This window comes from Neorhizobium sp. T7_12, assembly GCF_002968535.1.
GTDB lineage: Bacteria > Pseudomonadota > Alphaproteobacteria > Rhizobiales > Rhizobiaceae > Neorhizobium > Neorhizobium tomejilense.
Map to the genome: position 1 here is coordinate 36,869 of NZ_PVBK01000004.1, position 22,438 is coordinate 59,306.

A 22,438-nucleotide genomic window follows, 5' to 3' on the forward strand; every position below is an offset into this window, starting at 1 on the left:
ATGAAAGCCCAGCCGATCGCCAGCCATTTCATCGACGGCGAATATGTCGAGGACACCGACGGCACCGTCATCGAAAGCCTCTATCCGGCGACCGGAGAGGTGATCGCGCGGCTGCATGCGGCCACGCCCGCGATCGTCGAGAGGGCGATTGCAGCCGCCAAGCGCGCTCAGCCTGAATGGGCGGCCATGAGCCCGACCGCCCGCGGCCGCATCCTCAAGCGCGCCGCCGACATCATGCGGGAGCGCAACCGCGAGCTTTCCGAACTGGAGACGCTCGATACGGGCAAGCCGATCCAGGAAACCATCGTCGCCGACCCGACATCGGGCGCCGACAGCTTCGAATTCTTCGGGGGTATCGCAGCGGCAGGACTCAACGGCAGCTACATCCCGCTGGGGCAGGACTTTGCCTATACGAAACGTGTGCCGCTCGGCGTCTGCGTCGGCATCGGCGCCTGGAACTACCCGCAGCAGATCGCCTGCTGGAAGGGTGCGCCGGCGCTGATCTGCGGCAATGCCATGGTGTTCAAGCCATCCGAAAACACGCCGCTCGGGGCGCTGAAGATTGCCGAAATTCTCATTGAGGCCGGGCTGCCGAAGGGTCTCTACAACGTCATCCAGGGCGACCGGACGACCGGGCCGCTGCTGGTCAACCATCCGGATGTCGCCAAGGTGTCGCTGACCGGCTCGGTGCCGACCGGCCGCAAGGTGGCGGCAGCGGCTGCCGGCAGCCTGAAGCATGTGACGATGGAGCTCGGCGGCAAGTCGCCGCTGATCGTCTTCGACGATGCCGATATCGACAGCGCGGTCGGCGGGGCGATGCTCGGCAATTTCTATTCGACCGGCCAGGTCTGCTCCAACGGCACCCGCGTCTTCGTGCAAAGGAGCATCAAAGAGACCTTCCTCTCCCGCCTCAAAGCACGCACGGAAAACATGGTGATCGGCGATCCGATGGACGAGGCGACCCAGATCGGACCGATGGTCTCCTTCGATCAGCGCCAGAAGGTGATGAGCTATATCGAAAAGGGCAAGGCCGAGGGTGCCACGCTCGTCACCGGCGGCGGCATCCCGAACCACGTCACCGGCGAAGGTTATTACGTGCAGCCGACCGTTTTCGCCGACGTCACCGACGAGATGGCGATCGCCCGCGAGGAGATTTTCGGCCCCGTCATGTGCGTGCTCGATTTCGACGACGAGGCCGAGGTGATCGCCCGCGCCAACGGCACGGAATTCGGCCTTTCGGGCGGGGTGTTCACGTCCGATCTCACGCGCGGCCATCGGGTGGCGGATCAGTTGGAGGCCGGGACGCTGTGGATCAATACCTATAATCTCTGCCCGGTGGAAATCCCCTTCGGCGGTTCGAAACAATCCGGCTTCGGGCGGGAGAACTCGCTGGCGGCGCTGGAGCATTATTCCGAGCTGAAGACGGTTTATGTGGGCATGGGCAAGGTCGAGGCGCCGTATTGAGGATGGCGTCAGTCCAGCACGAGATCGTCGAGATCGACTTTCAGGATGGCGGCGATGCGCTTCAGCACATCGACCGAGCCTGTCTTCTTACCGGTCTCGATCTCGGACAGGTAGGGCTGAGAGATCCCGACTGCTTCCGCGAGCTCCGAGACCGTCATCTTGCGGTAGTTGCGGAAAGTACGGATGCGGCTTTCGGTTTCAAGCAGTTCGTACACCAACTCGGCCGGCCAGGTTTCCTCACCGGCGGCGATGCGCGCCAGGATTTCATTGGCCTTGATGGTGTCCATCATATCCTCGAAGTCGTCTTCGGGAACCAAGACATAAGACTTGCCGTCAATGACGGTCTTGTCAAAAACACCCATTGTTCACTCCTTGTAGATGCCACCTCTAGGCCCGACATCAATAACAACGACGAGGTTCGTCTCCTCATCGATGATGATCCTGTCATTGCCGACGCGGATGCGAACGAGCGCGCTGCCCTCCAGCCTTTTGAAATCGACCCTTTCACCACGGGCGAATGCATCGACCTTCGCCCTGATGGCAGCCTGACGTTTGGGCTGCATCCGGCTCAGGCTTTTCTGCGCGACCTTAGAATAGAGTACAGCCTTTATTAGATCAATATAGCTCATAGCTATACGTACATCAATCGAGAGTTGCAAATGATGCAGGCAGATTTCGTCATCATCGGTTCCGGGTCCGCAGGCTCCGCCATGGCCTATCGCCTGTCGGAGGATGGCAAGAATTCGGTGATCGTCATCGAGGCGGGAGGATCCGATTTCGGGCCGTTCATCCAGATGCCTGGCGCGCTTGCCTGGCCAATGAGCATGAAGCGCTACAACTGGGGTTATCTGTCCGAACCGGAGCCGAACCTCAACAATCGCCGCATCACCGCGCCGCGCGGGAAGGTGATCGGCGGGTCGTCGTCGATCAACGGGCTTGTCTATGTCCGGGGGCACGCGGAAGACTATAACCGCTGGGAGGAGCTGGGAGCGACCGGCTGGGCCTATGCGGACGTGCTGCCCTATTTCAAGCGCATGGAGCATAGCCATGGCGGCGAAGAAGGCTGGCGCGGCACGGATGGGCCATTGCATGTAAAACGTGGGCCGGTGACCAATCCGCTCTTCCACGCCTTCATCCAGGCGGGTTCCCAGGCCGGTTTCGAGATGACGCAGGACTATAACGGCTCGAAACAGGAAGGTTTCGGGCTGATGGAGCAGACGATCCATAACGGCCGGCGCTGGTCGGCCGCCAACGCCTATCTGCGGCCGGCGCTGAAGCGCAAGAATGTCGAACTGATCTATGGGCTGGCGCAGAAAATCGTCATCGAGAACGGCCGCGCCGTCGGCGTTGAAATTTTTCGCCGCGGCGTCAACGAGACGATCAGGGCCAACCGCGAGGTGATCGTCTCGGCCTCCTCCTTCAACTCCCCGAAACTGCTGATGCTCTCCGGCATCGGGCAGGCGGACCATCTCAAGGAGATGGGCATCGAAGTCACGGCCGACCGGCCGGGTGTCGGCGCCAACCTGCAGGACCATATGGAATTCTATTTCCAGCAGGTTTCGACCAAGCCGGTATCGCTCTATTCCTGGCTGCCCTGGTTCTGGCAGGGCGTGGTCGGCGCGCAATGGCTGCTGTCGAAGGGTGGCCTCGGCGCCTCCAACCAGTTCGAGGCCTGCGCCTTCCTGCGCTCGAGCGCCGGTCTCACGCAGCCGGATATTCAATATCATTTCCTGCCGGTGGCGATTTCCTATGACGGCCGCGCGGCGGCGAAAAGCCACGGCTTCCAGGTGCATGTCGGCTACAACCTGTCAAAATCACGCGGGAGCGTGACGCTGCGTTCGCCCGATCCGAAGGTGGATCCGGTGATCCGCTTCAACTACATGAGCCATCCCGAAGACTGGGAGAAGTTCCGCCATTGCGTGCGGCTGACCCGCGAGATCTTTTCCCAGAAGGCATTCGACCAGTATCGCGGGCCGGAAATCCAGCCGGGCGAACAGGTCGAGACGGATGACCAGATCGACGCATTCCTGCGCGAGCATCTGGAAAGCGCCTATCACCCCTGCGGCACCTGCCGGATGGGCCGCGCCGACGATCCTTTGGCCGTGGTCGACCCGGAATGCCGGGTGATCGGGGTCGAGGCCTTAAGGGTCGCGGATTCGTCGATCTTCCCGCATGTGACGTACGGCAACCTCAACGGCCCCTCGATCATGACCGGAGAGAAGGCAGCCGATCATATCCTCGGCAAGACGCCCCTGCCCCGCAGCAATCAGGAGCCCTGGGTCAATCCGCGGGCGATGGTGAGCGATCGGTAGTCAAACCGTCGACTTCATTCCATGAACCGAATGCCTCCTCCAACCGCTTTTGTGTCGCAGCTCTTTCCGCGGTTCTGGCATCTAGTTTGGATCTCAATTCGGCAAGGACTTCATCCGTGCTGTAGTAGATACCGGTGCATAGCGCGTCCTCATAAGAGGCAAGCCCTCGCAAAATGAACTCACGTTGTTCCCGAGCACGTTCGGGAGGATTACGGTCCATCAACAATCCCCGATTGATACTGAGATATTGTAGCAACTTTTAAATCGGATCAAGACGTCTACAAAAACCCGATCCATCTGCCGGCAATCACCGCGCTGATCCAGATCACGATCGAGAGGACAGCGGAAAACCGAAGTGCCGTCGTCGGCGCGTTGCCGGCGAGCACCGTCCGCCATCCGGAATTGAAATGAACAACGGCAATGTTCAAAAGACCCAGCGCCACCAAGCAGAGCTTCACGAGGAAAGCCGGGTTGCGGACATATTCCAGCGGCCGCACCGAGAAAAGGCAGAGGCCGGTGACTATGGCAATCAGGACGCCGGCGCCGGCGAGGCGTGACAGGTAGGGCGCGATGGCGGCAAGCGGGACGACCGGGGCCAGGCCCAACAGCCGGAGGTCCAGCGCCAGGATGGCGCCGAACAGCATGCCGATGCCGAGGATATGCGCGGCGTTGACCAGAAGATAGAGCGTCGAAGACGTGATCAGCGCCCGCGCCAGCGGCGTTTCGACAAGCGACGCGAGGAATTCCATGCCCGCCTCAGTTGGTCTTGATGCGTTCCGGATAGATGTCGAAGGTTTTGCCGGAGACGACGATCCGGACCGCCTTAATGCGTTTTTCGGTGCGGTCTTCGGAGCGGTTGCCGGTGGCGGTGATCTGGTCGCCGATTTTGGCCTGTCCTTCGACGAAGCCGGAGCGCTGGGTCTGATTGGGATTACCGAGTTCGACGCGCCAGACGCCGTCTTCGGCTCTGATCTCGAGTGTCGGATGGGGCGGCGAGAACGAAATCGACTGGATCGTACCCTTGAGGTCTATCTGGTCGGCTTCCGCCCAGGACCAGCCGTGATGGGCAACGGCAGTGCCGGCGAGCGATGCGGCAATCATGGTACCGGCTAGAATGCGGGCGATCGAAAGGCGGGGCATGACGGCTCTCCTCTGTTCCGGATCATATGCCGGAGATGTAGGATGCCTTACCGAATAACCAGAGGTTTCACCGTTTCTTGAACGTCAGCCCGCTATCGACGCTCAGTTGGTCGCCATCAGCGCCACGGCCCTGTCGACGATCAGGCGGTTGAGGGCGCGGTAATCGCCGTCGAAATGGTGGCCGCCTTCGCGGGCGAGAACCTGGGTGCCGCGGATCTCCCGGACTGCCGGGCAGGCGCTGTCATCTTCTTTGAGGCCGTAGATGCACTGGATCTTGGACGGCTCGACCTCGCGAAGATCGTCGACCGGATCGCCGTATTTGCCATGGCCTGCAAACCCCAACCAGCCGCTCACGTTGATCTCGAAATCCGCCTGGTGCGACAGCGCCAGAAGCGAGATGAGCGAGATCGCCTGCTTGTCGGCATCCGGCAGCAGCCGGTAGGTGGCCGGCAGGATATCCGCACCGAAGGAATATCCGATCAGCAGGACGTTATCGACGTTCCAGCGTTTGCGGTAGGAACTGATGATACGGGAAAGGTCGGCGGCGGTCTGTTCCGGGGTTCGCTCGCTCCAGAAATAGCGCAATGCATCGACGCCGACGACCGGGATGCCCTCTTCCTTCAGATAGGCGCCGAGCTGCTGGTCGATATCGCGCCAGCCGCCGTCGCCGGAATAGATGATCGCCATGGTGTTGTGCTTTGGCGTCGCATGGATCGGCACGATCGGCAGATTGAGCGGCGACGCGGACTGGGCGAGCCGCCGGACGGTGGCCGATGTATTCTCCAGCAGGGCCACATCCGCGCCGCCAGCCGCTTCCCGGTACTCGATCGCGGGATGGGTGTTTTTCAGATTTTCCGTGTGGATGCGGCCCGCCGCGTCGGCCTCGGGGGTGAAGACGATCCGGACGGGATTGGGGAGGTCGCCTTCGGTCAGGCCGTAGACCGTGCCGCCGGTGACCGGCGTCTTCGGCGCCGGGGTGCAGAGGATGGTCGATAGCGGGATGGCGGTCTGCGGGTCGATGGCGAGTGTCTCGGCGATCGTCGAATCCGGCGTCTGGGCGGCGATGGCTAGCGCCAGCGTAGCGCCGTCGCCAATGCCTGCCACGACCGGCGGATGATAGGTGGCGATATCGGCCGAGCGGTGCAGCTGGCGCGTTACGTCTTCGATGTCGGAAACCAGATAAAGGCAGTCGCTCCGCTCTTCCTCGAGCGCCGCGTAATAATCGCGAATATCCACGCCGACCACCAGGGCACCGTCCCTGACCAGCGCCTCGGACGTCCGCTCCTCGCGGTCCGACCACCCCTCGCCGCCCGAAAGCAGCACCACGACGCCAGTCGCCTTGGCTTCGGGAAAAGAAATCCGGTCGATCGGCAGGCTTTTGGCCTTCAGGGCCGGGTCGGAGACGATATTGACGATGGCAGCGACGAAGGTGATGCCTGCAACAATGATCGGCAGAACCTTCATCTGCGAAGGATGCCCTTCAGCCCGCCGCCGATCAGCATGGTAACGTCGACCAGCGAAACGATTGGCAGGCCACGGCCGGAGACAGCGATGTAACGCGGCTGCCATTCCGGATCGAACTTGTCCTTGAACAACCTCACGCCGCGGAAATTGTAGAAACGCTCGCCATTCTGGAAGATGCGCTCGCCCACATGGTTCCAGAGCGGCGCCTTGCTATGGGTCGAAAGGCCCGCGAGCGGCGCCATGCCGAGGTTGAGGGTGCGAAAGCCTGCAGCCCTCAAATGCTCCATGATCCGCACGAACAGCAAGACCATCATGCCCTGATGGGCATTTGGCAGGTGGCGCATCAGGTCGATGCAGGCGTCCCCGGCGGAGCCGGTCGAAAGGACGTTGGCGAATGCAACAATCTTGCCCTCGATGCGGATGACGCCAACCGGGCCGGTCGCCACGTATTGAGGCTGGAAGGTTCCGAGCGAAAAGCCTTTTTCCGTGGCATTCTGGGCCGTCAGCCAGGCACGGGAGACGGACCGGAGTTCATCGAGAACGGCAGGCACGTCATCTGCCTCGATCATCGAAAACTCGAGACCATCGCGAACCGCGCGGTTGACGGCGCGCCGAAGCCTGATCCGAGTGCCACCCTTGAGGTCGAAGTTCGTCAGGTCAACCACCGCCTGTTCGCCGAGCTTGTAAGGCTTCAACCCGGATTCGACGGTGAGCGGCAGGAAGTCCGGGGAGACCTGATAGAATACAGCGCGGCAGCCCGACTTGCGGGCATGTTCCATGAATTTCAGCGTCAGGCCGGACCAGGCGCTGCCGGGGCCGATAGGATCGAACAGCGCCACCCAGGAACGGCCCTGCTGGGCGTACATGATGAACGCGTTGCCGCAATCAGAAAATAGCAGCTTCTTGTCGCCGAGGCGTACGAGACCGGCGCTCGCATTCGGCTGGGTGGCAAGAATTTCGACGGCGCGGTTCATTTCGTCGCTCGCCGGCGGCTTGCGGCAGCGCCGCGGGCGCCGCAGCCGGTTCGTGGCAAGCGTGCCGATCAGAAGCGTCAGCGCCAGACCGGTCGGCGCTTGGATATTGGTGTTCGACAGAAGCAGGCTCCAGCCGAGCCTCACCAGATTTTCCTCGAGGAAAACACTCACGCCAAGTGCGATCACGAACAGAACGAAACCGAAAGACAGGAGAATGCTCGTATCGGGAGTCAGGCGATCGATCAGCACCCTCCCCATGGAGATGGCCGATTGTGCCGACTGTTTTGCGGGCGAGCCGGTGACCGGCTCGGAGGGTTCTTCGAGGTGGGCAATGTCTGCCATAGGTTATCCGTCGCGGAAATAAGCGTTAGGCCTGCATTTCGTCAGAGCTTGCGCCCAAAAGGTTCTTACCTGTTCTGTGCTAATCAACAATTGACACATATCAATTTTGAAAAACTTTCCGTGATTAAGGTAAAAACGCCACGCAACAACGGCGCGTGCACTGCGATTTCAGTGGCACCGTATATGCCGCAGCGTGTAACGGGCGGCTAACGTCATCTTGAGGCTGCGGAACCGCTATTTGCGGAAAACCTTCCAGCGTGTCGGACGGAAGCGAGTTTCGCTGCCGAGCTCGATCGGCGCATGCAGCGGCACCTCCACCTCGACGTGATACGGGGCGTGGCCGTCATTGGCGATGTCGATCTCGGCGATGCGGGTGCCGGCGAGGCGACGGCAGGCGGTGACCTTGCCGAACAACGCATCCGGCGCGTCGACGAGCGTCACGTCTTCCGGCCGGAAGAACAATTCCCCTGCCCCGTCGCCCGCCTCAGCAATGCCAATCGGCTGGCCCTGGAAGAGCATGGTGCCGTCTCTTACGTCGACCGGGAGCTGCGACGACTCGCCGATGAAGGAGAAGACGAAGGGTGAACCCGGCCGGTCGTAGACGTCGTCGGCCGAGCCGACCTGCTCGATCTTGCCCTGGCTCATGACGACGACGCGGTCGGCGAGTTCCAGCGCCTCTTCCTGGTCATGGGTGACGAAGACGGTGGTGTGGCCGGTGCGGTCGTGGAATTCCCGCAGCCAGCGGCGCAATTCCTTGCGCACCTTGGCGTCGAGCGCGCCAAACGGCTCGTCGAGCAGCAGGATGCGCGGCTCGATCGCCATGGCGCGGGCAAGTGCGACGCGCTGGCGCTGGCCGCCGGAAAGCTGGTTCGGATAACGCTTCTCAAGCCCGCCGAGCTGGACCATCTCCAGGAGTTCGGAGACGCGGCGACGGATTTCCGTCTTCGGTGGGCGGCTGGCGGTCGGCCGGACCTTGAGGCCGAAGCCGATATTCTCGGCGACCGTCATATGCCGGAACAGCGCATAGTGCTGGAAGACGAACCCGACATTGCGCTCCTGCACCGAATGATGCGAGGCGTCCTGATCACCGAAGAAGATCTTTCCCGATGTCGGGAAATCGAGGCCGGCGATGAGGCGCAAGAGCGTCGTCTTGCCGGAGCCCGAGGGACCGAGCAGCGCGATCAGCTCGCCGGACGCGATCTTCAGCGACACGTCGTTCAGCGCCGGGAAACGCTCGAATTCCTTGCGGATATTGTTGATGGTGACTTCCATCTGGTCTTTGACCTTTCAATGCCTGCCGCCGGCAGCGCCGGCTCCGAACCGAAGTTCGAGAAGAGTTTTCAATGCAAGGGTGACGAGCGCCAGCAAGGCCAGCAGCGAGGCCACCGCGAAGGCCGCGACGAAGTTATACTCATTATAGAGTATCTCCACATGCAGCGGCATGGTGTTGGTGAGGCCGCGGATATGGCCCGAGACGACCGAGACGGCGCCGAACTCCCCCATGGCGCGGGCGTTGCAGAGGAGCACGCCGTAAAGCAGGCCCCACTTGATGTTCGGCAGCGTCACATACCAGAAGGTCTGCCAGCCGGATGCGCCGAGCGACAGCGCCGCTTCCTCGTCGCCGGTGCCCTGGTCCTCCATCAGCGGGATCAGCTCGCGCGCGACGAAGGGAAAGGTGACGAAGACCGTGGCGAGCACGATGCCCGGCACGGCAAACAGGATGGTGATGCCTTGGCTTTTGAGGATCGGGCCAAGCAGGCTGTTGGAGCCGAAGAGCAGCACGTAGACCAGGCCGGAGATGACCGGCGAGATCGAGAACGGCAGGTCGATCAGGGTGATCAGGAAGGACTTACCCTTGAACTCGAACTTGGCGATCGCCCAGGAGGCGCAGAGCCCGAAGACGAGGTTGAGCGGAACGGAAATCGCCGCCACCAGAAGCGTCAGGCGGATCGCTGCCGCCGCGTCGGGTTCGATCAGCGCCTCGTAATATTCCGACCAGCCCTTGCGAAAAGCTTCCACAAAGACGGAAACCAGCGGCAGGAGCAGGAAGAAGGCGAGGAAAACCAGCGCCAACCCGATCAGCAGGATCTTTGCGAGCGGGCGCTCGTCGGCCGGATTGCGGAAGGCCGGCGGTTTGCCGAGCGCGGAGCGGGAGACTTCAGACATTGCCGTATCTCCTTCGGTTCCAGGCCTGGATGAGGTTGATGATGAAGAGCATCACGAAGGAGATGATCAGCATGATGGTGGCGATCGCCGTCGCGCCCGCATAGTTGAACTCCTCCAGCCGGATGACGATGAGGAGCGGCGCGATCTCCGAGACGTAGGGAATATTGCCGGCAATGAAGATGACCGAGCCGTATTCGCCGACGCCTCTGGCGAAGGCGAGCGCAAAACCGGTCAGGGTCGCCGGCGTCAGCCCCGGCAGGATCACCCTCGAAATCGTCTGGAAGCGATTGGCGCCGAGCGTGGCTGCGGCTTCCTCCACCTCACGATCCAGTTCCTCCATGACCGGCTGCACGGTGCGTACCACGAAGGGAAGGCCGATGAAGACCAGCGCGACGACGATGCCGAGCGGCGTGAACGCGATGCGGAACGGCATGAACAGCGAGCCGACCCAGCCGTTCGGCGCATAGAGCGCTGCAAGCGCGATACCGGCGACCGCCGTCGGCAACGCGAACGGCAGGTCGACGATCGCATCGATCAGCCGGCGACCGGGGAAATTGTAACGGGTCAGCACCCAGGCGACGACGGTGCCGAAGACTACATTGACCAGCGCGGCCACAAAGGCCGTGCCGAAGGATATATAAAGTGCGTCCTGCGTGCGCTGGTCGGTCAGAACGGCGAAAAACCCGCTCCAGCCAAGCCCGGCGGTACGCCAAAGCAGGCCGGCAACGGGGATCAGGATAATTATCGACAGGTAGGCGAGCGAAAAGCCGAGCGTCAACCCAAAACCTGGGATGATGCTCGGCCGTTTCAGTCGCCACTTTGCCGGTGAGGCAGTGGCGTTATGGATCATTTAATATTCCGACTTACTTACCGGGCTTGTAGATCTGGTCGAAAATGCCGCCGTCACCGAAATGTTCGGGCTGCGCCTTCTTCCAACCGCCGAAGATCGGATCGTCGATTGTGACGAGCTTGATGTTCGGCAGGGCCTTCAACAAATCCGGCTTTACCACATCGGGCTTCGAAGGACGATAGAAGTGCTTCGCCGCGATATTCTGGCCTTCATCGGAGTAGAGATACTGCAGATAGGCCTCCGCCTGCTTGCGGGTACCCTTGGAATCGACGGTGGCGTCGACGACCGCGACCGGCGGCTCGGCGAGGATCGAAATCGGCGGAACGACGATCTCGAAGGCATCCTTGCCGAACTCGGCGCCGGCGAGATAGGCCTCGTTTTCCCAGGCGAGCAGCACGTCGCCGATCTGGCGCTGGGCGAAGGTGACCGTCGAGCCGCGGGCGCCGGTATCGAGGACCGGAGCGCGCTTGTAGAGCTCGCCGACATAGGCCTTGATCTTGGCCTGATCGCCCTTGTACTCCTCGTTCGCCCAGGCCCAGGCGGCAAGGTAGTTCCAGCGGGCACCGCCCGAGGTCTTGGGGTTCGGCGTGACGATCGCAACGTCGCCCTTCACCAGGTCGCCCCAGTTCTTGATCCCCTTCGGATTGCCCTTGCGGACGAGGAAGACGATCGTCGACGTGTAGGGCGATGCGTGGTTCGGCAGCCGATCACGCCAGCCGGCCTTGATCTTGCCGGACTTCTCGATCGCGTTGATGTCGCTTTCGAGTGCCAGCGTCACGACATCGGCCTCCAGACCGTCGATGACGGAGCGGGCCTGCGCGCCGGAACCGCCATGCGACTGGCGGATCGTCACGTCGTCGCCGCCTTGCGCCTTCCAGTATTTCGCGAAGGCGACGTTGAAATCCTTGTAGAGCTCGCGGGTGGGATCGTAGGAGACGTTGAGAAGCTGACTTTGGGCAAAAGCCGGCGCGACGATCCCGACCGAAATGCCGGTCGTCAGGGACAGACCAAGTGCGACGGCGCCCAAACGGGCACCTAGTCGCCGGCCCAATCCCGGGGCAAAATTGAACATGAGGTTCCCTCCTGTGGTTCTGCCAAAACTCTATCGGTTAGGTCGTCTTAGTCAATCGAGGCTGGGAAGAAGGCAAAACTGTTTCCCTTTGGCGGCCCGCGACGACAAAGAAACCATTAACCCTCACTACATGGACAGAACGCCCGCGTTGGCAAACGGGCGGTTTGCAAAATCACAATCCCGCCATAATCGGGGCTTTGGGGGTGCGGGAGGAGAATTTTGCGGGCGATTTGCGAGAAATCTGCTGAGGTGCTGGCGGATAAGGGTTGGCCATCGAGGCTGGCACCCTCTTCTCCCCAGCGGGGAGAAGGTGGCCCGAAGGGTCGGATGAGGGGGTAGCCAACACCAGGGAGCTTTGCGGGCGTGGCCCCCTCATCGCCTCGCTTTGCTCGGCACTTCTCCCCGCTGGGGAGAAGAAGGGCGCAAGCGGCACTGCCGAATACCTTCCTGAGGTAAGAGGCCTCAGGCCGTCAGCAGTTCCCTGACCGGCGGCTTGGCGTCGCCGGCGCCTTCGACGGCATCGGCGATCGTGGTGTTGAAGAGCACGTCGCGGGTCGCGTCGGCGACGCGGGCGAAGACATGGCGAATTTCGCAGAGATGTTCGCCGTCGCAATCCTCGCATTTGCGGTAGGCGGTCTGCGAGAGGCAAGGCAGCGGCGCGATCGGGCCGTCGACCAGGCGCAGAACTTCGCCGAAGGTGATGGCGTCGGCCGGCTTGAGGAGAAGATAGCCGCCCTGCTTGCCGCGGCGGGAAACGACGATACCGGAGCGTTTGAGGTCGAGCAGGATCTGTTCCAGAAATTTCTTCGGAATGCTCTGCTGGAGGGCAATCTCGGAAATCAGCATCGGCTCTGAGGGATCGGCCTGGGCCAGGGCGGCCAGCGCCCGCAGAGCATATTTCGCTTTCTGGGATATCATCACGCAACCATCGACAATAGCGCCGCCGCAAGGAAATAGTCCTCACGGCGCCGCTCACTTCAGCTTCGTTCGGGGCATCCACGGGGGCGCCGGAAGGGCGCTCAGGGGCTGCATATCCGCCAGGGGAAACAGCGCCCCGGAGACATGTTCCCGCAATATCTCAAATCACGAGAAAATACAAACCAATGCAGGGGTTTCCGGGATAAAATTGGTCACTTTTGGTTAAGGCGGCAGGTTTTCTGTGTGAGCGCTGCTTTGGAGAGATATTTGCTCCGCATCACCATGGGAAGAAACGGGTTTTCCTGTCCTTGACGGCGCGGAATCCGGATAATCCAGCAATTGCTCACGGAAGAAGACCCATGACACTGCACGATGCCGCCGGCCAGGACCGTTCGGGACTGGCCGCTACCCTCGACGCAAAGCTCGAAAGCCTGGACCTTGCCGGGCGCCTGGCGCTTGCCGCCGAACTCGGCCACGCCGTGTTCACCACATCGCTCGGTATCGAGGACCAGGTGATCACCGCGGCGATCGGCACGCACCGCCTGCCGGTCGAGGTCTCGACGCTCGAAACCGGGCGGCTGTTCAAGGAAACCGTCGACCTGATCGGCGAGACCGAGGAGCGCTACGGCATCGAGATCCGCCGCTTTCGGCCGGAGCAGGACGACGTCGACGAATATGCCGCGAAATACGGGCTCAACGGCTTCTACGACAGCGTCGAAGCCCGCCACGCCTGCTGTCATGTGCGCAAGCTGAAGCCTCTCGCCAAGGCGTTGGCTGGCGCCGACGTCTGGGTCACCGGCCTTCGCCGCGGCCAGTCCGGCAATCGCGCCACGACCCCGTTTGCCGAATACGACGCCGAGCGCAACCTGATCAAGATCAACCCCTTGGCCGACTGGGACATCGAGACGATCAATGCCCATGTGGCTTCCGAAGCCATCCCGGTCAACCCGCTGCACAAGCGCGGTTATCCGTCGATTGGCTGCGAGCCCTGTACCCGCGCCATCAAGCCCGGCGAGCCCGAGCGCGCCGGCCGCTGGTGGTGGGAAAACGACGAAAAGCGCGAATGCGGCCTGCATGTGCCGGAAAACGCCGCTCAACCGATCGCAGAGCCTGGCCCCCAAGCGAACTGAAGCTCTTTCTTGTTTGTTTCTAGAGACTACCCGGAGACCGAAATGCCTTTGTCAGTACAGGAAACGGAAGTGAAGAACCCGCCCGTTTCCAGACCGCCGCTCGATCCGCATCTGAAGGCCCTCGAAAACGAAGCGATCCACATCTTTCGCGAAGTGGCGGCGGAATTCGAAAAACCCGTCATGCTCTATTCGATCGGCAAGGACTCGTCCGTCCTGCTGCATCTCGCGCGCAAGGCCTTTTATCCCGGCCGCGTCCCCTTCCCGCTGCTGCACGTGGATACGACGTGGAAGTTCAAGGAGATGATCGAGTTCCGCGACCAGATCGCCGAGAAATACGATCTCGACCTCGTGGTCCACACCAATCCGCGCGGCGCCGAGGAAGGCATTACGCCGTTCAGCCACGGTTCGGCGCTCTATACCGACATCATGAAGACCGAGGCGCTCCGCCAGGCGCTCGATGCCGGCGGCTACGACGCGGCCTTCGGCGGCGCTCGGCGCGACGAGGAAGCCTCCCGGGCCAAGGAACGCATCTATTCGTTCCGCACCCCGGACCACAAATGGGATCCGCGCAACCAGCGTCCGGAACTGTGGAACGTCTATAACGGCATGGTCCGGAAAGGGGAAAGCGTGCGCGCCTTCCCGCTCTCCAACTGGACCGAGGTCGACATCTGGCGCTACATCCAGGCGGAAGACATTCCGCTCGTGCCGCTCTATTACGCCGCCGAACGTCCCTATGTGGAGCGCGACGGGATGATGATCCTTGCCGAGGATCCGCGGCTTGAACTGCTGCCCGGCGAAACCGTGCAGCAGGGCATGATCCGTTTCCGCACGCTCGGCTGCTTTCCGCTGACCGGCGCCATCCGCTCGACCGCGTCCAACCTCGAAGAGGTGATCGCCGAGCTCGAAATCGCTACCGTTTCCGAACGCCAGGGCCGCGCGATCGACCGCGACCAGTCCGGCTCGATGGAAAAGAAGAAGCGCGAAGGATATTTCTGAGATGACCGCTCCCGCCCAAAACGCCTCGGCGACCATCCTGCCCTTCGCAGAACCCCTGAAGGCGGTGCGCGACACGCGCCCGCTGCGCCTCATCACCTGCGGCTCCGTCGATGACGGCAAATCGACGCTGATCGGCCGGCTGCTCTGGGACACCAAGGCGGTCAAGGAAGACCAGGCCGCGACGCTCGCCCGCGACTCGGGCGGCCAGAACGACCTTGGCCTGCCGGACTTCGCCCTGCTGCTCGACGGCCTGCAGGCCGAACGCGAACAGGGCATCACGATCGACGTCGCCTATCGTTATTTCTCGACCGACAGGCGCTCGTTCATCGTTGCCGACACGCCCGGCCACGAGCAATATACCCGCAACATGGCGACCGGCGCTTCGACCGCCGATCTCGCCATCCTGCTTGCCGACGCCCGCGCCGGGCTTCTCGAACAGACCCGCCGGCACGCGACGATCGCCGCCCTGATGGGCATCCGCCAGTTCGTCCTGGCCGTCAACAAGATCGACCTCGTCCACTATGACAAGGCAATCTTCGACAGGATTTCGCACGAATTCCGCGAATTCGCCCTGTCGCTCGGCGTACGCCAGATCACCGCCATCCCGATGTCGGCGCTCAAGGGCGAAAACGTCGTTTATCCGGCCGATGCCTCGATGCCCTGGTATGACGGCCCGACCCTGGTCGAGACGCTGGAGCTGGCGACGGTGCGCTCCACCCAGGCCGGCGGTTTCCGCCTGCCGGTGCAGCGCGTCGTGCGTCCCGGCGAGAGTTTTCGCGGATATCAGGGGACTGTCGCGGGCGGCTCGGTGAAGCCGGGCGACTCCGTCGTCATCCTGCCTTCCGGCACGGTCGCCAATGTCAGCCGGATCGTCACCTTCGACCTGGTGCGCAATGCGGCGGTCGCAGGCGATGCCATCACGCTGGTCCTCGACCGGCAGGTGGACGTGGCGCGCGGCGACGTAATCGTTTCGCTCGACGGCCAGCCGATGACCGGCCACCATTTCGACGCCCAGCTCGTCTCGCTGCAGCCGGGCGGCATCGAGCCCGGGAAACGCTACTGGCTGAAGAGCGGCTCGCGCCGCCAGCGCGTCGCGGTCGAACCGATCAGCCAGCTCGAGCTTGCGACCGGCAAGTGGCAGCCGCATGCCTCGACGCTCGCCATGAATGCGATCGGCAAGGTGCGCCTCTCCTTCGAGGAACTGGCGGTCTTCGACGCTTACGAGCAGAACCGCTCGACCGGCGCCTTCATCCTGATCGATCCGGATACGCTGAACACGGTGGCGGGCGGCATGATCACCGCCAAGCGCGCCGAAATCGGCGGCATACATCGTGGCCAAGGGGGCGAAGGCCAGCGCGTCGTACTGTCGCTGCCGGCCGATCTTGCCGAGCAGCTGATGGCAAGCGAACTCTTCGCCAACCGCCGCGACGAGACCGAGGTCAAGCGGATGACCGCCAAACAGGCGGCAGAGCTTTTCTCCAACGCCGGCGGAGACATCTGATCCCTTCGATCGGCGGGAAATGGAAAAGGGGCCGGAAGGTCCCTTTTTTCGTTGCCCAGCCCCCGTCAGGCGAGCGGCCGCGTCGAACCGCGCTGGATGAGATCGAACGGCAGCTGGATGACGCGGCTCGGCAGGCATTCGTCGTTGATCGCCCGGACGATGAGATCCGCGGCCTGATAGCCCATCTGGAAACGCGGCACGCGGACGGTCGTCAGCCTCGGCTCGGCGCAGAGCGCGAAATCGAGGTCGTTATAACCGCAGATCCCAAACTCATCCGGCACGCGCAGGCCCGCCCGTTGCGCCTCGAACAGCGCGCCGAGCGCAAGATCGTCGTTCTGGCAGAATACCGCGTCGACATCGGGCGCCGTTTCCAGCAGCCGCTTGAAGAGGTCGCAGCCGAGCTGCATGCTGGTTTGCTTGTGCTCGGTCATGACGAGGCCCGGATCGTAGAGCCCCGCCTCCTGCATCGCCAGCGCATAGCCGTCATGACGCCGTTGGGCGCGAAGATCGCGGCTGCCGCCGATCAGGCCGATGCGGCGGTATCCGCAGGCGAGCAGATGGCGCGTCGCAGTCTCCGCCGCCTCGCGGTGATTGATGCCGACCGCGATACCCGAGGGCAGCAGGTTGAGATCGACGATCTGAACCACCGGGCACGGCGCAAGCTCAAGCAGATCGCTGACCCGCTGGTCCTGCAATCCCGTCAGCAGGATGCCGGCCGGATGCTGTGACAGGAAAAGCTTGACCTGACGGTACTCCTGCTCCGCATCGTGGTTAGTATTGGCATATTGAATACGGAAATCCGTATCGCGCACCCGTTCCTCGATGCCGCTCATGATGCCGAGATAGGCATGATTGGTCAGCGCCGGCGCCAGAACCCCGATAATGCCGTTGTGGCGGCTTGCGAGCGCCCGGGCTGCAAGATCGGGCACGTAGCCCATCTGCTCCACTTGGCGGAGGATCTTCTGCCGAAGCGGCTCGGACACCTTTTCGGGTTCTCGCAGGGCACGGGACACGGTGATCGAACTGATCCCGAGAACGTTTGCAACGTCGAGCAGGGTCACCCGTTCCGATCTGGCGCGTCTAGGCGGCATGCGCTCTGCGGCCCTCTCCACGCCCGGGTGCAGGCGACCACCCGAAGCAGTTCCTGAGCCTGGAAGTCTTTCGACAAGTTACAGGTTCCCGCCGCCATGATGCAGCAATGTCATGTCGAGACCTAGTATATTTTTGCCCCGTGAAGGTGCGGGTTGTGGATAAGAGCAATACGCTGCGCCAAGCTCGGCATAGTCAGCCGGATAGCGGTCCACTGGGACTGCAATTTGATCGGAAAAACTTCGGGAGAAAGGAACCCCTGGAAAGCCAGAGTTCTATCTGGTCGGAGTGAGAGGATTCGAACCTCCGACCCCCACGTCCCGAACGTGGTGCGCTACCAGACTGCGCTACACTCCGTGACCAGCGGCGCCTCTATAGACCAGCATTTTTCATTGCACAAGCGCCGCCCATGAAAAATATGCGACGGCATCGCGATCGCCGGCAACCCGGCTCCGGAAAGGCGGAAAACCAGGGCGTTGCAAAAAAGCGGCGCAGGACAAATTTGATGTCGGCGGACGCGCATCGCCTCGCGAAGCCTGACAAAAATCTGTTACGTGCAGTCTCGAAAACCCTGCCTCCCAGGCACAACAGAAGACATGAAGGATTTTTCAGGATCATGAGCCGCCGCGTCATCGCATCGACTGCCCTTTTCGCGCTCGCCCTTTCGGCCTGCACCACCGTCAGCGTTGCCAGCAATCCGATCGAGACCCGCTGGGTGGGTCATTCGGCCGGCGAGTTCTTCGCGAAATTCAGCCCGCCGATCAGCGATATCGATGAGGGCTCCACGACCGTCTATACTTGGCGTGGCGGCTATAACCGCATCAAGCAGCAGGGCGGCCGCACCGCCAGCGTCAGCTGCACAGCCAAGATCACCGTCTCCTCCAGCTACGTGATCCGCGACATCACCATCATCTCCGATCGTCCGGGCGCCAACGGCCCGAGCTATTGCACGGAACTGCTGACCGCCAGCTGAGGCGCGTGAGCCCGCGCAAGCGGACGACATGAGTCATGAAAGTCGCCAGCCGTCGCCCGACAAGGTGACAGCCGGCGGCGATTTCCGAATGCACCGCAGCGAAAGCGATGCTAGATCTCACGAGCGCCTTGAACAGCTTAAACGACGCGATCAGAGGCCCGGCGCAGAACGGCAATGCCGCGACGGCCGTTATCGAGATCGCATCAGGCGCGGAGGCCCGGCATGGCGGAAGACATTACCTTCGACATGGAATTCACCCCTTCCTATGGCGTGCCGGTTACCGTTGCCGAAGGCGTGCAGCGGCTGACCGTCAACAATCCCTCGCCGTTCACCTTTCACGGCACCAATAGCTACATCGTCGGCGGCTCCTCAGTCGCGGTCATCGATCCCGGCCCCGAGAACGAGGCACATTTCGAAGCGCTGATGGCGGCGCTGAAGGGCCGCGAGGTCACTCATATCTTCGTCAGCCATACGCACCGCGACCATTCTCCGCTCGCCCGCCGGCTGCACGAAGAAACCGGCGCGGTCACCGTCGCCGAAGGACCGCACCGGGCGTCGCGGCCGCTGCATGCGGGCGAGGTCAACCCGTTTGCCGAAAGCGCCGACGGCGATTTCGTGCCCGACATCGCCGTCGCCGACGGGCAGTTGATCGAAGGGGACGGCTGGGCGCTGACGGCCGTGCATACGCCCGGTCACACGGCCAACCATTCCGCCTTCGGGCTGGAAGGAACCGGCGTACTGTTTTCCGCCGATCACGTGATGGCTTGGGCAACCACGATCGTCGCGCCGCCGGATGGGTCGATGGCGGATTTCATGGCTTCGATCGAAAAGCTGCTGCCGCGCGAGGACCGCATCTTCTTTCCGGGCCACGGCGGGCCGGTGAAGGAGCCGGGCTCGTTTCTGCGGGGGCTTCGCACCCATCGGCGCATGCGCGAACGGGCGGTGCTGGAGCGCATCAAGGCCGGCGACCGGCTGATCCCCGACATGGTCAAGGTGATCTATGCCAGCACCGATCCGCGCCTGCATGGGGCAGCTGCCCTTTCCGTGCTTGCGCATCTGGAAGACCTGGTCGAGAAAGGCCGCGTGCTGACCGAAGGCCCGCCGTCGCTTGCGGGCGTCTACTGGCCGGCTTGAAGCGTGCCGCGATCCTTCGGATTCGCGGCACGCTTCAAGTCTTTAGTTTCTCCGCATGCCGTTATCGCAAAACCGCCGCACACTTTTGCGCGACATGCTTTAGTTCCCGGCGATTCCCAGAAGTTCGGTATCGAGCCGGTCGAGGAAATCCTCGGCAATGGCTTCGCTCATCCCGAGGTCATGCGGCCCGTAACGCGAGGCGACACGGATATCGACGGATGTCGTCTCGGCATCTTCGCGCAGCCGGATCACCAGGTCGAAACGCAGGCCGAGAACCAAGGTGCGGGTCTCGCCCTGCAGCAGGACATCGCCGGCATTGACAAAAACCGGTGCGAGCGAGGGTTCCGGGCGTGGCAGCGGGATCGGCGCCACGTCGGGCACCGGCGCCTGTTCGTCCTGCGGCGCGGGGCGCTGGGCGATATCCGGCGCGATCAGTTCGACGCCTTCCTTCTTGGTGATCGCGATCCGGGCGGAAAGCACCGCTTTCTGCACACCCTGATAGACGCGGTCGAGGGCGCCCTCGTAACGCCTGCCGGTGAGGCCGGGATAGGCGGCGAACTGCACCCGCCGATCGGCAGGCGTAATGATCGTCGAGCGCGGCAGCCATTTCTGGCCGGCCTTCGGCTCGGCAACCCATGGCGGCGGGTCGGCAATATCGGTGGAAATGTCAAAGAGCGGCGGCAGGGTGTAATAATAGAAGGCTCCGGTCGCCACCACGGCAAGCGGGACACCGGCATAGATCAGCCCTTTCGTCGCCGCGACGCCGCCGGTTGCGCCGACCTGCCAGAGCCGGATCAGGCCAATCAGCGACAGAGGCACCGAAACGGCGGCAATCGCTGCCGAGAGGAACAGCAGCGCCAGGAAATCCGGGGTCGCCAGCGGGCCAAAACGATGGGCCAGCGCGGCGATGACGAACAATGCCAACGCCGACAAAGCCAGCCTGCGGGCCGTATAGGCCGAATGGGAAAAGGGCCGGACAAAACGGACGGGCATGGGATCGGCAAAGGCTCCATGGCAAAAGCGCTTGCTCCTGTGTAAAACAGCTTCGCCCGGAATGGAATCCCAAGGTTGCAGCCCGGCCGAATGAAAAGGAGTTCATCTCATGCGCCCTCACCGCCTTCTCCTCGTCGCCTCGCTTATTGCCCCGCTAGGCGCCCTGCTGGCCGGCTGCCAGACGATGACGCCGGAGGAACGCCGCGCGGCGGACGAGACCACCTGCGCCAGCTACGGCTTCAGGCGCGGCACGGATGCGATGGCACGCTGCATGCTCGACATCGAACTCGACCGCCGCGCCGAAGGCCGTTCGATGCAGTCCCGCGCCGATGCGATGATGTGGCGGCCGATGGTGGTCGAGCGCCGGGTGATCGTCGAGCGGCGCTGAACCGCCGGCATAAGGGCGGTGCTGTAGAACGGCGCACTCCTCCAAACCAGCTTTCCCGCCGAACGCAGCCCATTCGATTACCGGCGGTATTGCAGCTCGATCTTCACGCCTTCCGGGCCGTAGACGAAGATCTGGCCGATATCGGTATCGGGTATGGCGTCGTGTTCGAAGCGGTAACCTGTCGCTTCAATCTCCCTGACGGCAACATCGTGGTCGTAAAAGGAGAAGGCTACGTGGTCGTAGATGCCGACCGGAGGATCGCCTTCCCGCTCGACAATCAGCAGGTGAATGCAGGAATGGCCGTCGATATAGAGCCAGTGGCCCGGGAAAGGGAATGGCGGCCGAAACCCTTCCTTTGCTCCCAGCACCTTCTCAAGGAACGCCATCATCGGGGCCGCATCGCGGGTGCGGATCGTCACGTGGTCCAAACGCGGCATATGCCCCTCCCCTTTGTCGCACGTCTGTGCCGAGCATAACACGGCAACACAGACGTGTGAGCAAAAGATCGAGAGTCAGAAGTTCTTCATGTTGTAATGCGGAATTCCGACGTCGAAGAACTCTTCCCCATAAGTCTTGAAATCGAAACGTTCGTACATGGAAATCTTGTCGCTCTGGGCCGCCAGATGAAAGCGGTTGTCCCGCGCTTGGCCGTGCGCCTCCATGGCGGCGCGGATCATGGCGCTGGCGACGCCCTTGCCGCGCCACGGGCTGGTGACGGCGACCCGCCCGATCTTGACGCAATCTTCCGCGTAAATGACCCGCAACGTGCCGCAGACCTCGCCGGAGACGACGGCGACGAAGTGGAAGGCGGTCAGGTCGTCGGCATCGAATTCCATGTCGGCGGGCACGTTCTGCTCGACGATAAAGACCTCGCGGCGAAGGCGGAAACCCTCGTTGCAGAGCGTGCTGAAAACGGGGACGGCGAGAACGGTGACTTGGTTCATGATGGCCTCCTCGACCTTCATTTCCGAATACGATTTTGTTTTGCCGGTGACGGCCGGCATGACATAAACATCCCCAATCAGCTTTTAAAAGCGGCTTCGATCTGCCATGATCCTTCCATGAGCGAAACGCAAAAGCCAATTTCGATTGAGGATGCTATTTCGCCGGCGCCGACGGAGGCAGCCGACGATCTGCACGCGTGGCAGGTCAAAAAACTGGCAGAGCGAAAAAAGTCGGCTGATGCCGGACGATTTGCTTCCGCGGAGACAGTGAAGGCAGTGATCCGCAAATTCGTCCCCAATGGATGAACTCGTCTGGCTGGACGAGGCACTGCAAGATCTCGATGAGATCGGCTCCTATATCGCACTCGACAATCCGCACGCTGCCGAAAACGTGGTCCGTCGCATAGTGGAAGCTGTTTCAATGCTCGCGTGGCACCCGAAAGTCGGACGACTGACATCGGATGGAGATACACGGCGCCTCACCATCGCCGGCACCCCCTACATCGCCTTTTATCGCCTCCGCGAACGAGCGGAGATATTGGCCATATTTCACACGTCCCGAAAATGGCCGGACCATCTGAAATAGGG

At 62.3% G+C, this 22,438-nt stretch carries 25 protein-coding genes and 1 tRNA gene; 10 read left to right on the top strand and 16 right to left on the bottom strand.

Annotated elements, in window-relative coordinates; translation table 11 throughout:
* Positions 1-1,464, top strand: coding sequence for a betaine-aldehyde dehydrogenase (gene betB, locus C5J26_RS11695; RefSeq protein ID WP_105401923.1), 1,464 nt, complete (start codon positions 1-3; stop codon positions 1,462-1,464).
* Between the two features lie 8 nt (positions 1,465-1,472).
* On the opposite strand, the gene C5J26_RS11700 is transcribed toward betB, so the two are convergent.
* Positions 1,473-1,826 carry a helix-turn-helix domain-containing protein gene (locus C5J26_RS11700; protein ID WP_105401924.1) on the bottom strand — a complete coding sequence of 118 codons (354 nt, stop codon included), beginning with the start codon at positions 1,824-1,826 and terminating at the stop codon, positions 1,473-1,475.
* Between the two features lie 3 nt (positions 1,827-1,829).
* Positions 1,830-2,093 carry a type II toxin-antitoxin system RelE/ParE family toxin gene (locus tag C5J26_RS11705; protein ID WP_245441155.1) on the bottom strand — a complete coding sequence of 88 codons (264 nt, stop codon included), beginning with the start codon at positions 2,091-2,093 and terminating at the stop codon, positions 1,830-1,832.
* A 33-nt stretch (positions 2,094-2,126) separates the two neighbouring features.
* Here C5J26_RS11705 and betA point away from each other — a divergent pair, with 33 nt between their 5' ends.
* Positions 2,127-3,776: a choline dehydrogenase gene (betA, locus tag C5J26_RS11710; RefSeq protein WP_105402183.1), complete on the top strand. Its 1,650-nt coding sequence runs from the start codon at positions 2,127-2,129 to the stop codon at positions 3,774-3,776.
* A gap of 278 nt (positions 3,777-4,054) precedes the next feature.
* Here betA and C5J26_RS11715 read toward each other — a convergent pair whose 3' ends face one another.
* The 9 genes from C5J26_RS11715 to C5J26_RS11755 all read right to left on the bottom strand — a co-directional run bounded on the left by C5J26_RS11715 (position 4,055) and on the right by C5J26_RS11755 (position 12,702).
* The gene (locus C5J26_RS11715; protein ID WP_105401925.1) at positions 4,055-4,525 is read right to left on the bottom strand and encodes a DUF6644 family protein; all 471 of its coding nucleotides are present in this window, start codon (positions 4,523-4,525) and stop codon (positions 4,055-4,057) included.
* A gap of 7 nt (positions 4,526-4,532) precedes the next feature.
* On the bottom strand, positions 4,533-4,916 hold the full coding sequence (locus C5J26_RS11720) for a DUF6152 family protein (RefSeq protein WP_105401926.1): 384 nt from the start codon (positions 4,914-4,916) through the stop codon (positions 4,533-4,535).
* Between the two features lie 102 nt (positions 4,917-5,018).
* Positions 5,019-6,380: an AcvB/VirJ family lysyl-phosphatidylglycerol hydrolase gene (locus tag C5J26_RS11725; RefSeq protein WP_105401927.1), complete on the bottom strand. Its 1,362-nt coding sequence runs from the start codon at positions 6,378-6,380 to the stop codon at positions 5,019-5,021.
* Positions 6,377-7,696: a phosphatidylglycerol lysyltransferase domain-containing protein gene (locus C5J26_RS11730; RefSeq protein ID WP_105401928.1), complete on the bottom strand. Its 1,320-nt coding sequence runs from the start codon at positions 7,694-7,696 to the stop codon at positions 6,377-6,379. The genes C5J26_RS11725 and C5J26_RS11730 overlap by 4 nt, the downstream gene beginning before the upstream one ends.
* 234 nt (positions 7,697-7,930) lie before the next feature.
* Positions 7,931-8,968, bottom strand: a complete 1,038-nt coding sequence (locus C5J26_RS11735; RefSeq protein ID WP_105401929.1) for a sulfate/molybdate ABC transporter ATP-binding protein — start codon at positions 8,966-8,968, stop codon at positions 7,931-7,933.
* 15 nt (positions 8,969-8,983) lie between these two features.
* On the bottom strand, positions 8,984-9,862 hold the full coding sequence (gene cysW, locus C5J26_RS11740) for a sulfate ABC transporter permease subunit CysW (protein WP_105401930.1): 879 nt from the start codon (positions 9,860-9,862) through the stop codon (positions 8,984-8,986).
* Positions 9,855-10,712, bottom strand: a complete 858-nt coding sequence (gene cysT / locus C5J26_RS11745; RefSeq protein ID WP_105401931.1) for a sulfate ABC transporter permease subunit CysT — start codon at positions 10,710-10,712, stop codon at positions 9,855-9,857. Before cysT ends, cysW begins: the two co-directional genes overlap by 8 nt.
* A 13-nt stretch (positions 10,713-10,725) precedes the next feature.
* The gene (locus C5J26_RS11750) at positions 10,726-11,784 is read right to left on the bottom strand and encodes a sulfate ABC transporter substrate-binding protein (protein ID WP_046631246.1); all 1,059 of its coding nucleotides are present in this window, start codon (positions 11,782-11,784) and stop codon (positions 10,726-10,728) included.
* 462 nt (positions 11,785-12,246) lie between these two features.
* Complete coding sequence (locus C5J26_RS11755; RefSeq protein WP_105401932.1) at positions 12,247-12,702, bottom strand: Rrf2 family transcriptional regulator; 456 nt, start codon at positions 12,700-12,702, stop codon at positions 12,247-12,249.
* Between the two features lie 359 nt (positions 12,703-13,061).
* Between C5J26_RS11755 and C5J26_RS11760 the strand changes: the two genes are divergently transcribed.
* The 3 genes from C5J26_RS11760 to cysN are packed head-to-tail and all read left to right on the top strand — an operon-like array spanning position 13,062 to position 16,329.
* Positions 13,062-13,832: a phosphoadenylyl-sulfate reductase gene (locus C5J26_RS11760; RefSeq protein WP_105401933.1), complete on the top strand. Its 771-nt coding sequence runs from the start codon at positions 13,062-13,064 to the stop codon at positions 13,830-13,832.
* 42 nt (positions 13,833-13,874) lie between these two features.
* Positions 13,875-14,828, top strand: a complete 954-nt coding sequence (gene cysD, locus C5J26_RS11765; protein WP_038540771.1) for a sulfate adenylyltransferase subunit CysD — start codon at positions 13,875-13,877, stop codon at positions 14,826-14,828.
* 1 nt (position 14,829) lies between these two features.
* A complete protein-coding gene (gene cysN / locus C5J26_RS11770) occupies positions 14,830-16,329 on the top strand; it encodes a sulfate adenylyltransferase subunit CysN (RefSeq protein ID WP_105401934.1) in 1,500 nt (499 codons plus the stop codon).
* Between the two features lie 65 nt (positions 16,330-16,394).
* Here cysN and C5J26_RS11775 read toward each other — a convergent pair whose 3' ends face one another.
* Both C5J26_RS11775 and C5J26_RS11780 read right to left on the bottom strand, forming a co-directional pair.
* A complete protein-coding gene (locus C5J26_RS11775) occupies positions 16,395-17,420 on the bottom strand; it encodes a LacI family DNA-binding transcriptional regulator (RefSeq protein WP_105401935.1) in 1,026 nt (341 codons plus the stop codon).
* Between the two features lie 278 nt (positions 17,421-17,698).
* Positions 17,699-17,775: transfer RNA gene (locus tag C5J26_RS11780), tRNA-Pro, on the bottom strand.
* Positions 17,776-18,034: 259 nt separating this feature from the next.
* On the opposite strand from C5J26_RS11780, the gene C5J26_RS11785 reads away from it, so the two are divergent.
* Both C5J26_RS11785 and C5J26_RS11790 read left to right on the top strand, forming a co-directional pair.
* Complete coding sequence (locus tag C5J26_RS11785) at positions 18,035-18,391, top strand: hypothetical protein (protein ID WP_046664491.1); 357 nt, start codon at positions 18,035-18,037, stop codon at positions 18,389-18,391.
* A 222-nt stretch (positions 18,392-18,613) separates the two neighbouring features.
* Complete coding sequence (locus C5J26_RS11790) at positions 18,614-19,525, top strand: MBL fold metallo-hydrolase (protein WP_105401936.1); 912 nt, start codon at positions 18,614-18,616, stop codon at positions 19,523-19,525.
* Between the two features lie 99 nt (positions 19,526-19,624).
* On the opposite strand, the gene C5J26_RS11795 is transcribed toward C5J26_RS11790, so the two are convergent.
* Entirely contained in the window at positions 19,625-20,518 is an 894-nt protein-coding gene (locus tag C5J26_RS11795) for a DUF1499 domain-containing protein (RefSeq protein WP_105401937.1), read from the bottom strand.
* A 109-nt stretch (positions 20,519-20,627) separates the two neighbouring features.
* Here C5J26_RS11795 and C5J26_RS11800 point away from each other — a divergent pair, with 109 nt between their 5' ends.
* Complete coding sequence (locus tag C5J26_RS11800; protein WP_105401938.1) at positions 20,628-20,906, top strand: hypothetical protein; 279 nt, start codon at positions 20,628-20,630, stop codon at positions 20,904-20,906.
* A gap of 77 nt (positions 20,907-20,983) precedes the next feature.
* On the opposite strand, the gene C5J26_RS11805 is transcribed toward C5J26_RS11800, so the two are convergent.
* Both C5J26_RS11805 and C5J26_RS11810 read right to left on the bottom strand, forming a co-directional pair.
* Positions 20,984-21,343 carry a VOC family protein gene (locus C5J26_RS11805; RefSeq protein ID WP_105401939.1) on the bottom strand — a complete coding sequence of 120 codons (360 nt, stop codon included), beginning with the start codon at positions 21,341-21,343 and terminating at the stop codon, positions 20,984-20,986.
* Positions 21,344-21,418: 75 nt separating this feature from the next.
* Complete coding sequence (locus C5J26_RS11810; RefSeq protein ID WP_105402184.1) at positions 21,419-21,850, bottom strand: GNAT family N-acetyltransferase; 432 nt, start codon at positions 21,848-21,850, stop codon at positions 21,419-21,421.
* Here C5J26_RS11810 and C5J26_RS32665 point away from each other — a divergent pair.
* Together C5J26_RS32665 and C5J26_RS11820 are read left to right on the top strand one after the other, a co-directional pair.
* Positions 21,842-22,156 carry a hypothetical protein gene (locus C5J26_RS32665; RefSeq protein ID WP_172745834.1) on the top strand — a complete coding sequence of 105 codons (315 nt, stop codon included), beginning with the start codon at positions 21,842-21,844 and terminating at the stop codon, positions 22,154-22,156. The genes C5J26_RS11810 and C5J26_RS32665 overlap by 9 nt on opposite strands.
* Positions 22,149-22,436 carry a type II toxin-antitoxin system RelE/ParE family toxin gene (locus C5J26_RS11820; protein WP_105401941.1) on the top strand — a complete coding sequence of 96 codons (288 nt, stop codon included), beginning with the start codon at positions 22,149-22,151 and terminating at the stop codon, positions 22,434-22,436. The genes C5J26_RS32665 and C5J26_RS11820 overlap by 8 nt, the downstream gene beginning before the upstream one ends.
* The last annotated feature ends 2 nt before the right edge of the window (positions 22,437-22,438 follow it).

Excerpts from the sequence above, each read along its gene's own strand:
- betB (WP_105401923.1), top strand. The coding sequence starts at position 1 with ATGAAAGCCCAGCCGATCGCCAGCCATTTCATCGACGGCGAATATGTC.
- cysD (WP_038540771.1), top strand. The coding sequence starts at position 13,875 with ATGCCTTTGTCAGTACAGGAAACGGAAGTGAAGAACCCGCCCGTTTCC.
- C5J26_RS11805 (WP_105401939.1), bottom strand. The coding sequence starts at position 21,343 with ATGCCGCGTTTGGACCACGTGACGATCCGCACCCGCGATGCGGCCCCG.
- C5J26_RS11700 (WP_105401924.1), bottom strand. The coding sequence starts at position 1,826 with ATGGGTGTTTTTGACAAGACCGTCATTGACGGCAAGTCTTATGTCTTG.
- C5J26_RS11795 (WP_105401937.1), bottom strand. The coding sequence starts at position 20,518 with ATGCCCGTCCGTTTTGTCCGGCCCTTTTCCCATTCGGCCTATACGGCC.
- C5J26_RS11800 (WP_105401938.1), top strand. The coding sequence starts at position 20,628 with ATGCGCCCTCACCGCCTTCTCCTCGTCGCCTCGCTTATTGCCCCGCTA.
- C5J26_RS11725 (WP_105401927.1), bottom strand. The coding sequence starts at position 6,380 with ATGAAGGTTCTGCCGATCATTGTTGCAGGCATCACCTTCGTCGCTGCC.
- C5J26_RS11790 (WP_105401936.1), top strand. The coding sequence starts at position 18,614 with ATGGCGGAAGACATTACCTTCGACATGGAATTCACCCCTTCCTATGGC.
- cysN (WP_105401934.1), top strand. The coding sequence starts at position 14,830 with ATGACCGCTCCCGCCCAAAACGCCTCGGCGACCATCCTGCCCTTCGCA.
- C5J26_RS11720 (WP_105401926.1), bottom strand. The coding sequence starts at position 4,916 with ATGCCCCGCCTTTCGATCGCCCGCATTCTAGCCGGTACCATGATTGCC.
- cysT (WP_105401931.1), bottom strand. The coding sequence starts at position 10,712 with ATGATCCATAACGCCACTGCCTCACCGGCAAAGTGGCGACTGAAACGG.
- betA (WP_105402183.1), top strand. The coding sequence starts at position 2,127 with ATGCAGGCAGATTTCGTCATCATCGGTTCCGGGTCCGCAGGCTCCGCC.
- C5J26_RS11730 (WP_105401928.1), bottom strand. The coding sequence starts at position 7,696 with ATGGCAGACATTGCCCACCTCGAAGAACCCTCCGAGCCGGTCACCGGC.
- C5J26_RS11735 (WP_105401929.1), bottom strand. The coding sequence starts at position 8,968 with ATGGAAGTCACCATCAACAATATCCGCAAGGAATTCGAGCGTTTCCCG.
- cysW (WP_105401930.1), bottom strand. The coding sequence starts at position 9,862 with ATGTCTGAAGTCTCCCGCTCCGCGCTCGGCAAACCGCCGGCCTTCCGC.
- C5J26_RS11810 (WP_105402184.1), bottom strand. The coding sequence starts at position 21,850 with ATGAACCAAGTCACCGTTCTCGCCGTCCCCGTTTTCAGCACGCTCTGC.
- C5J26_RS11760 (WP_105401933.1), top strand. The coding sequence starts at position 13,062 with ATGACACTGCACGATGCCGCCGGCCAGGACCGTTCGGGACTGGCCGCT.
- C5J26_RS11750 (WP_046631246.1), bottom strand. The coding sequence starts at position 11,784 with ATGTTCAATTTTGCCCCGGGATTGGGCCGGCGACTAGGTGCCCGTTTG.
- C5J26_RS11785 (WP_046664491.1), top strand. The coding sequence starts at position 18,035 with ATGAGCCGCCGCGTCATCGCATCGACTGCCCTTTTCGCGCTCGCCCTT.
- C5J26_RS11715 (WP_105401925.1), bottom strand. The coding sequence starts at position 4,525 with ATGGAATTCCTCGCGTCGCTTGTCGAAACGCCGCTGGCGCGGGCGCTG.
- C5J26_RS11775 (WP_105401935.1), bottom strand. The coding sequence starts at position 17,420 with ATGCCGCCTAGACGCGCCAGATCGGAACGGGTGACCCTGCTCGACGTT.
- C5J26_RS11755 (WP_105401932.1), bottom strand. The coding sequence starts at position 12,702 with ATGATATCCCAGAAAGCGAAATATGCTCTGCGGGCGCTGGCCGCCCTG.
- C5J26_RS11705 (WP_245441155.1), bottom strand. The coding sequence starts at position 2,093 with ATGAGCTATATTGATCTAATAAAGGCTGTACTCTATTCTAAGGTCGCG.
- C5J26_RS11820 (WP_105401941.1), top strand. The coding sequence starts at position 22,149 with ATGGATGAACTCGTCTGGCTGGACGAGGCACTGCAAGATCTCGATGAG.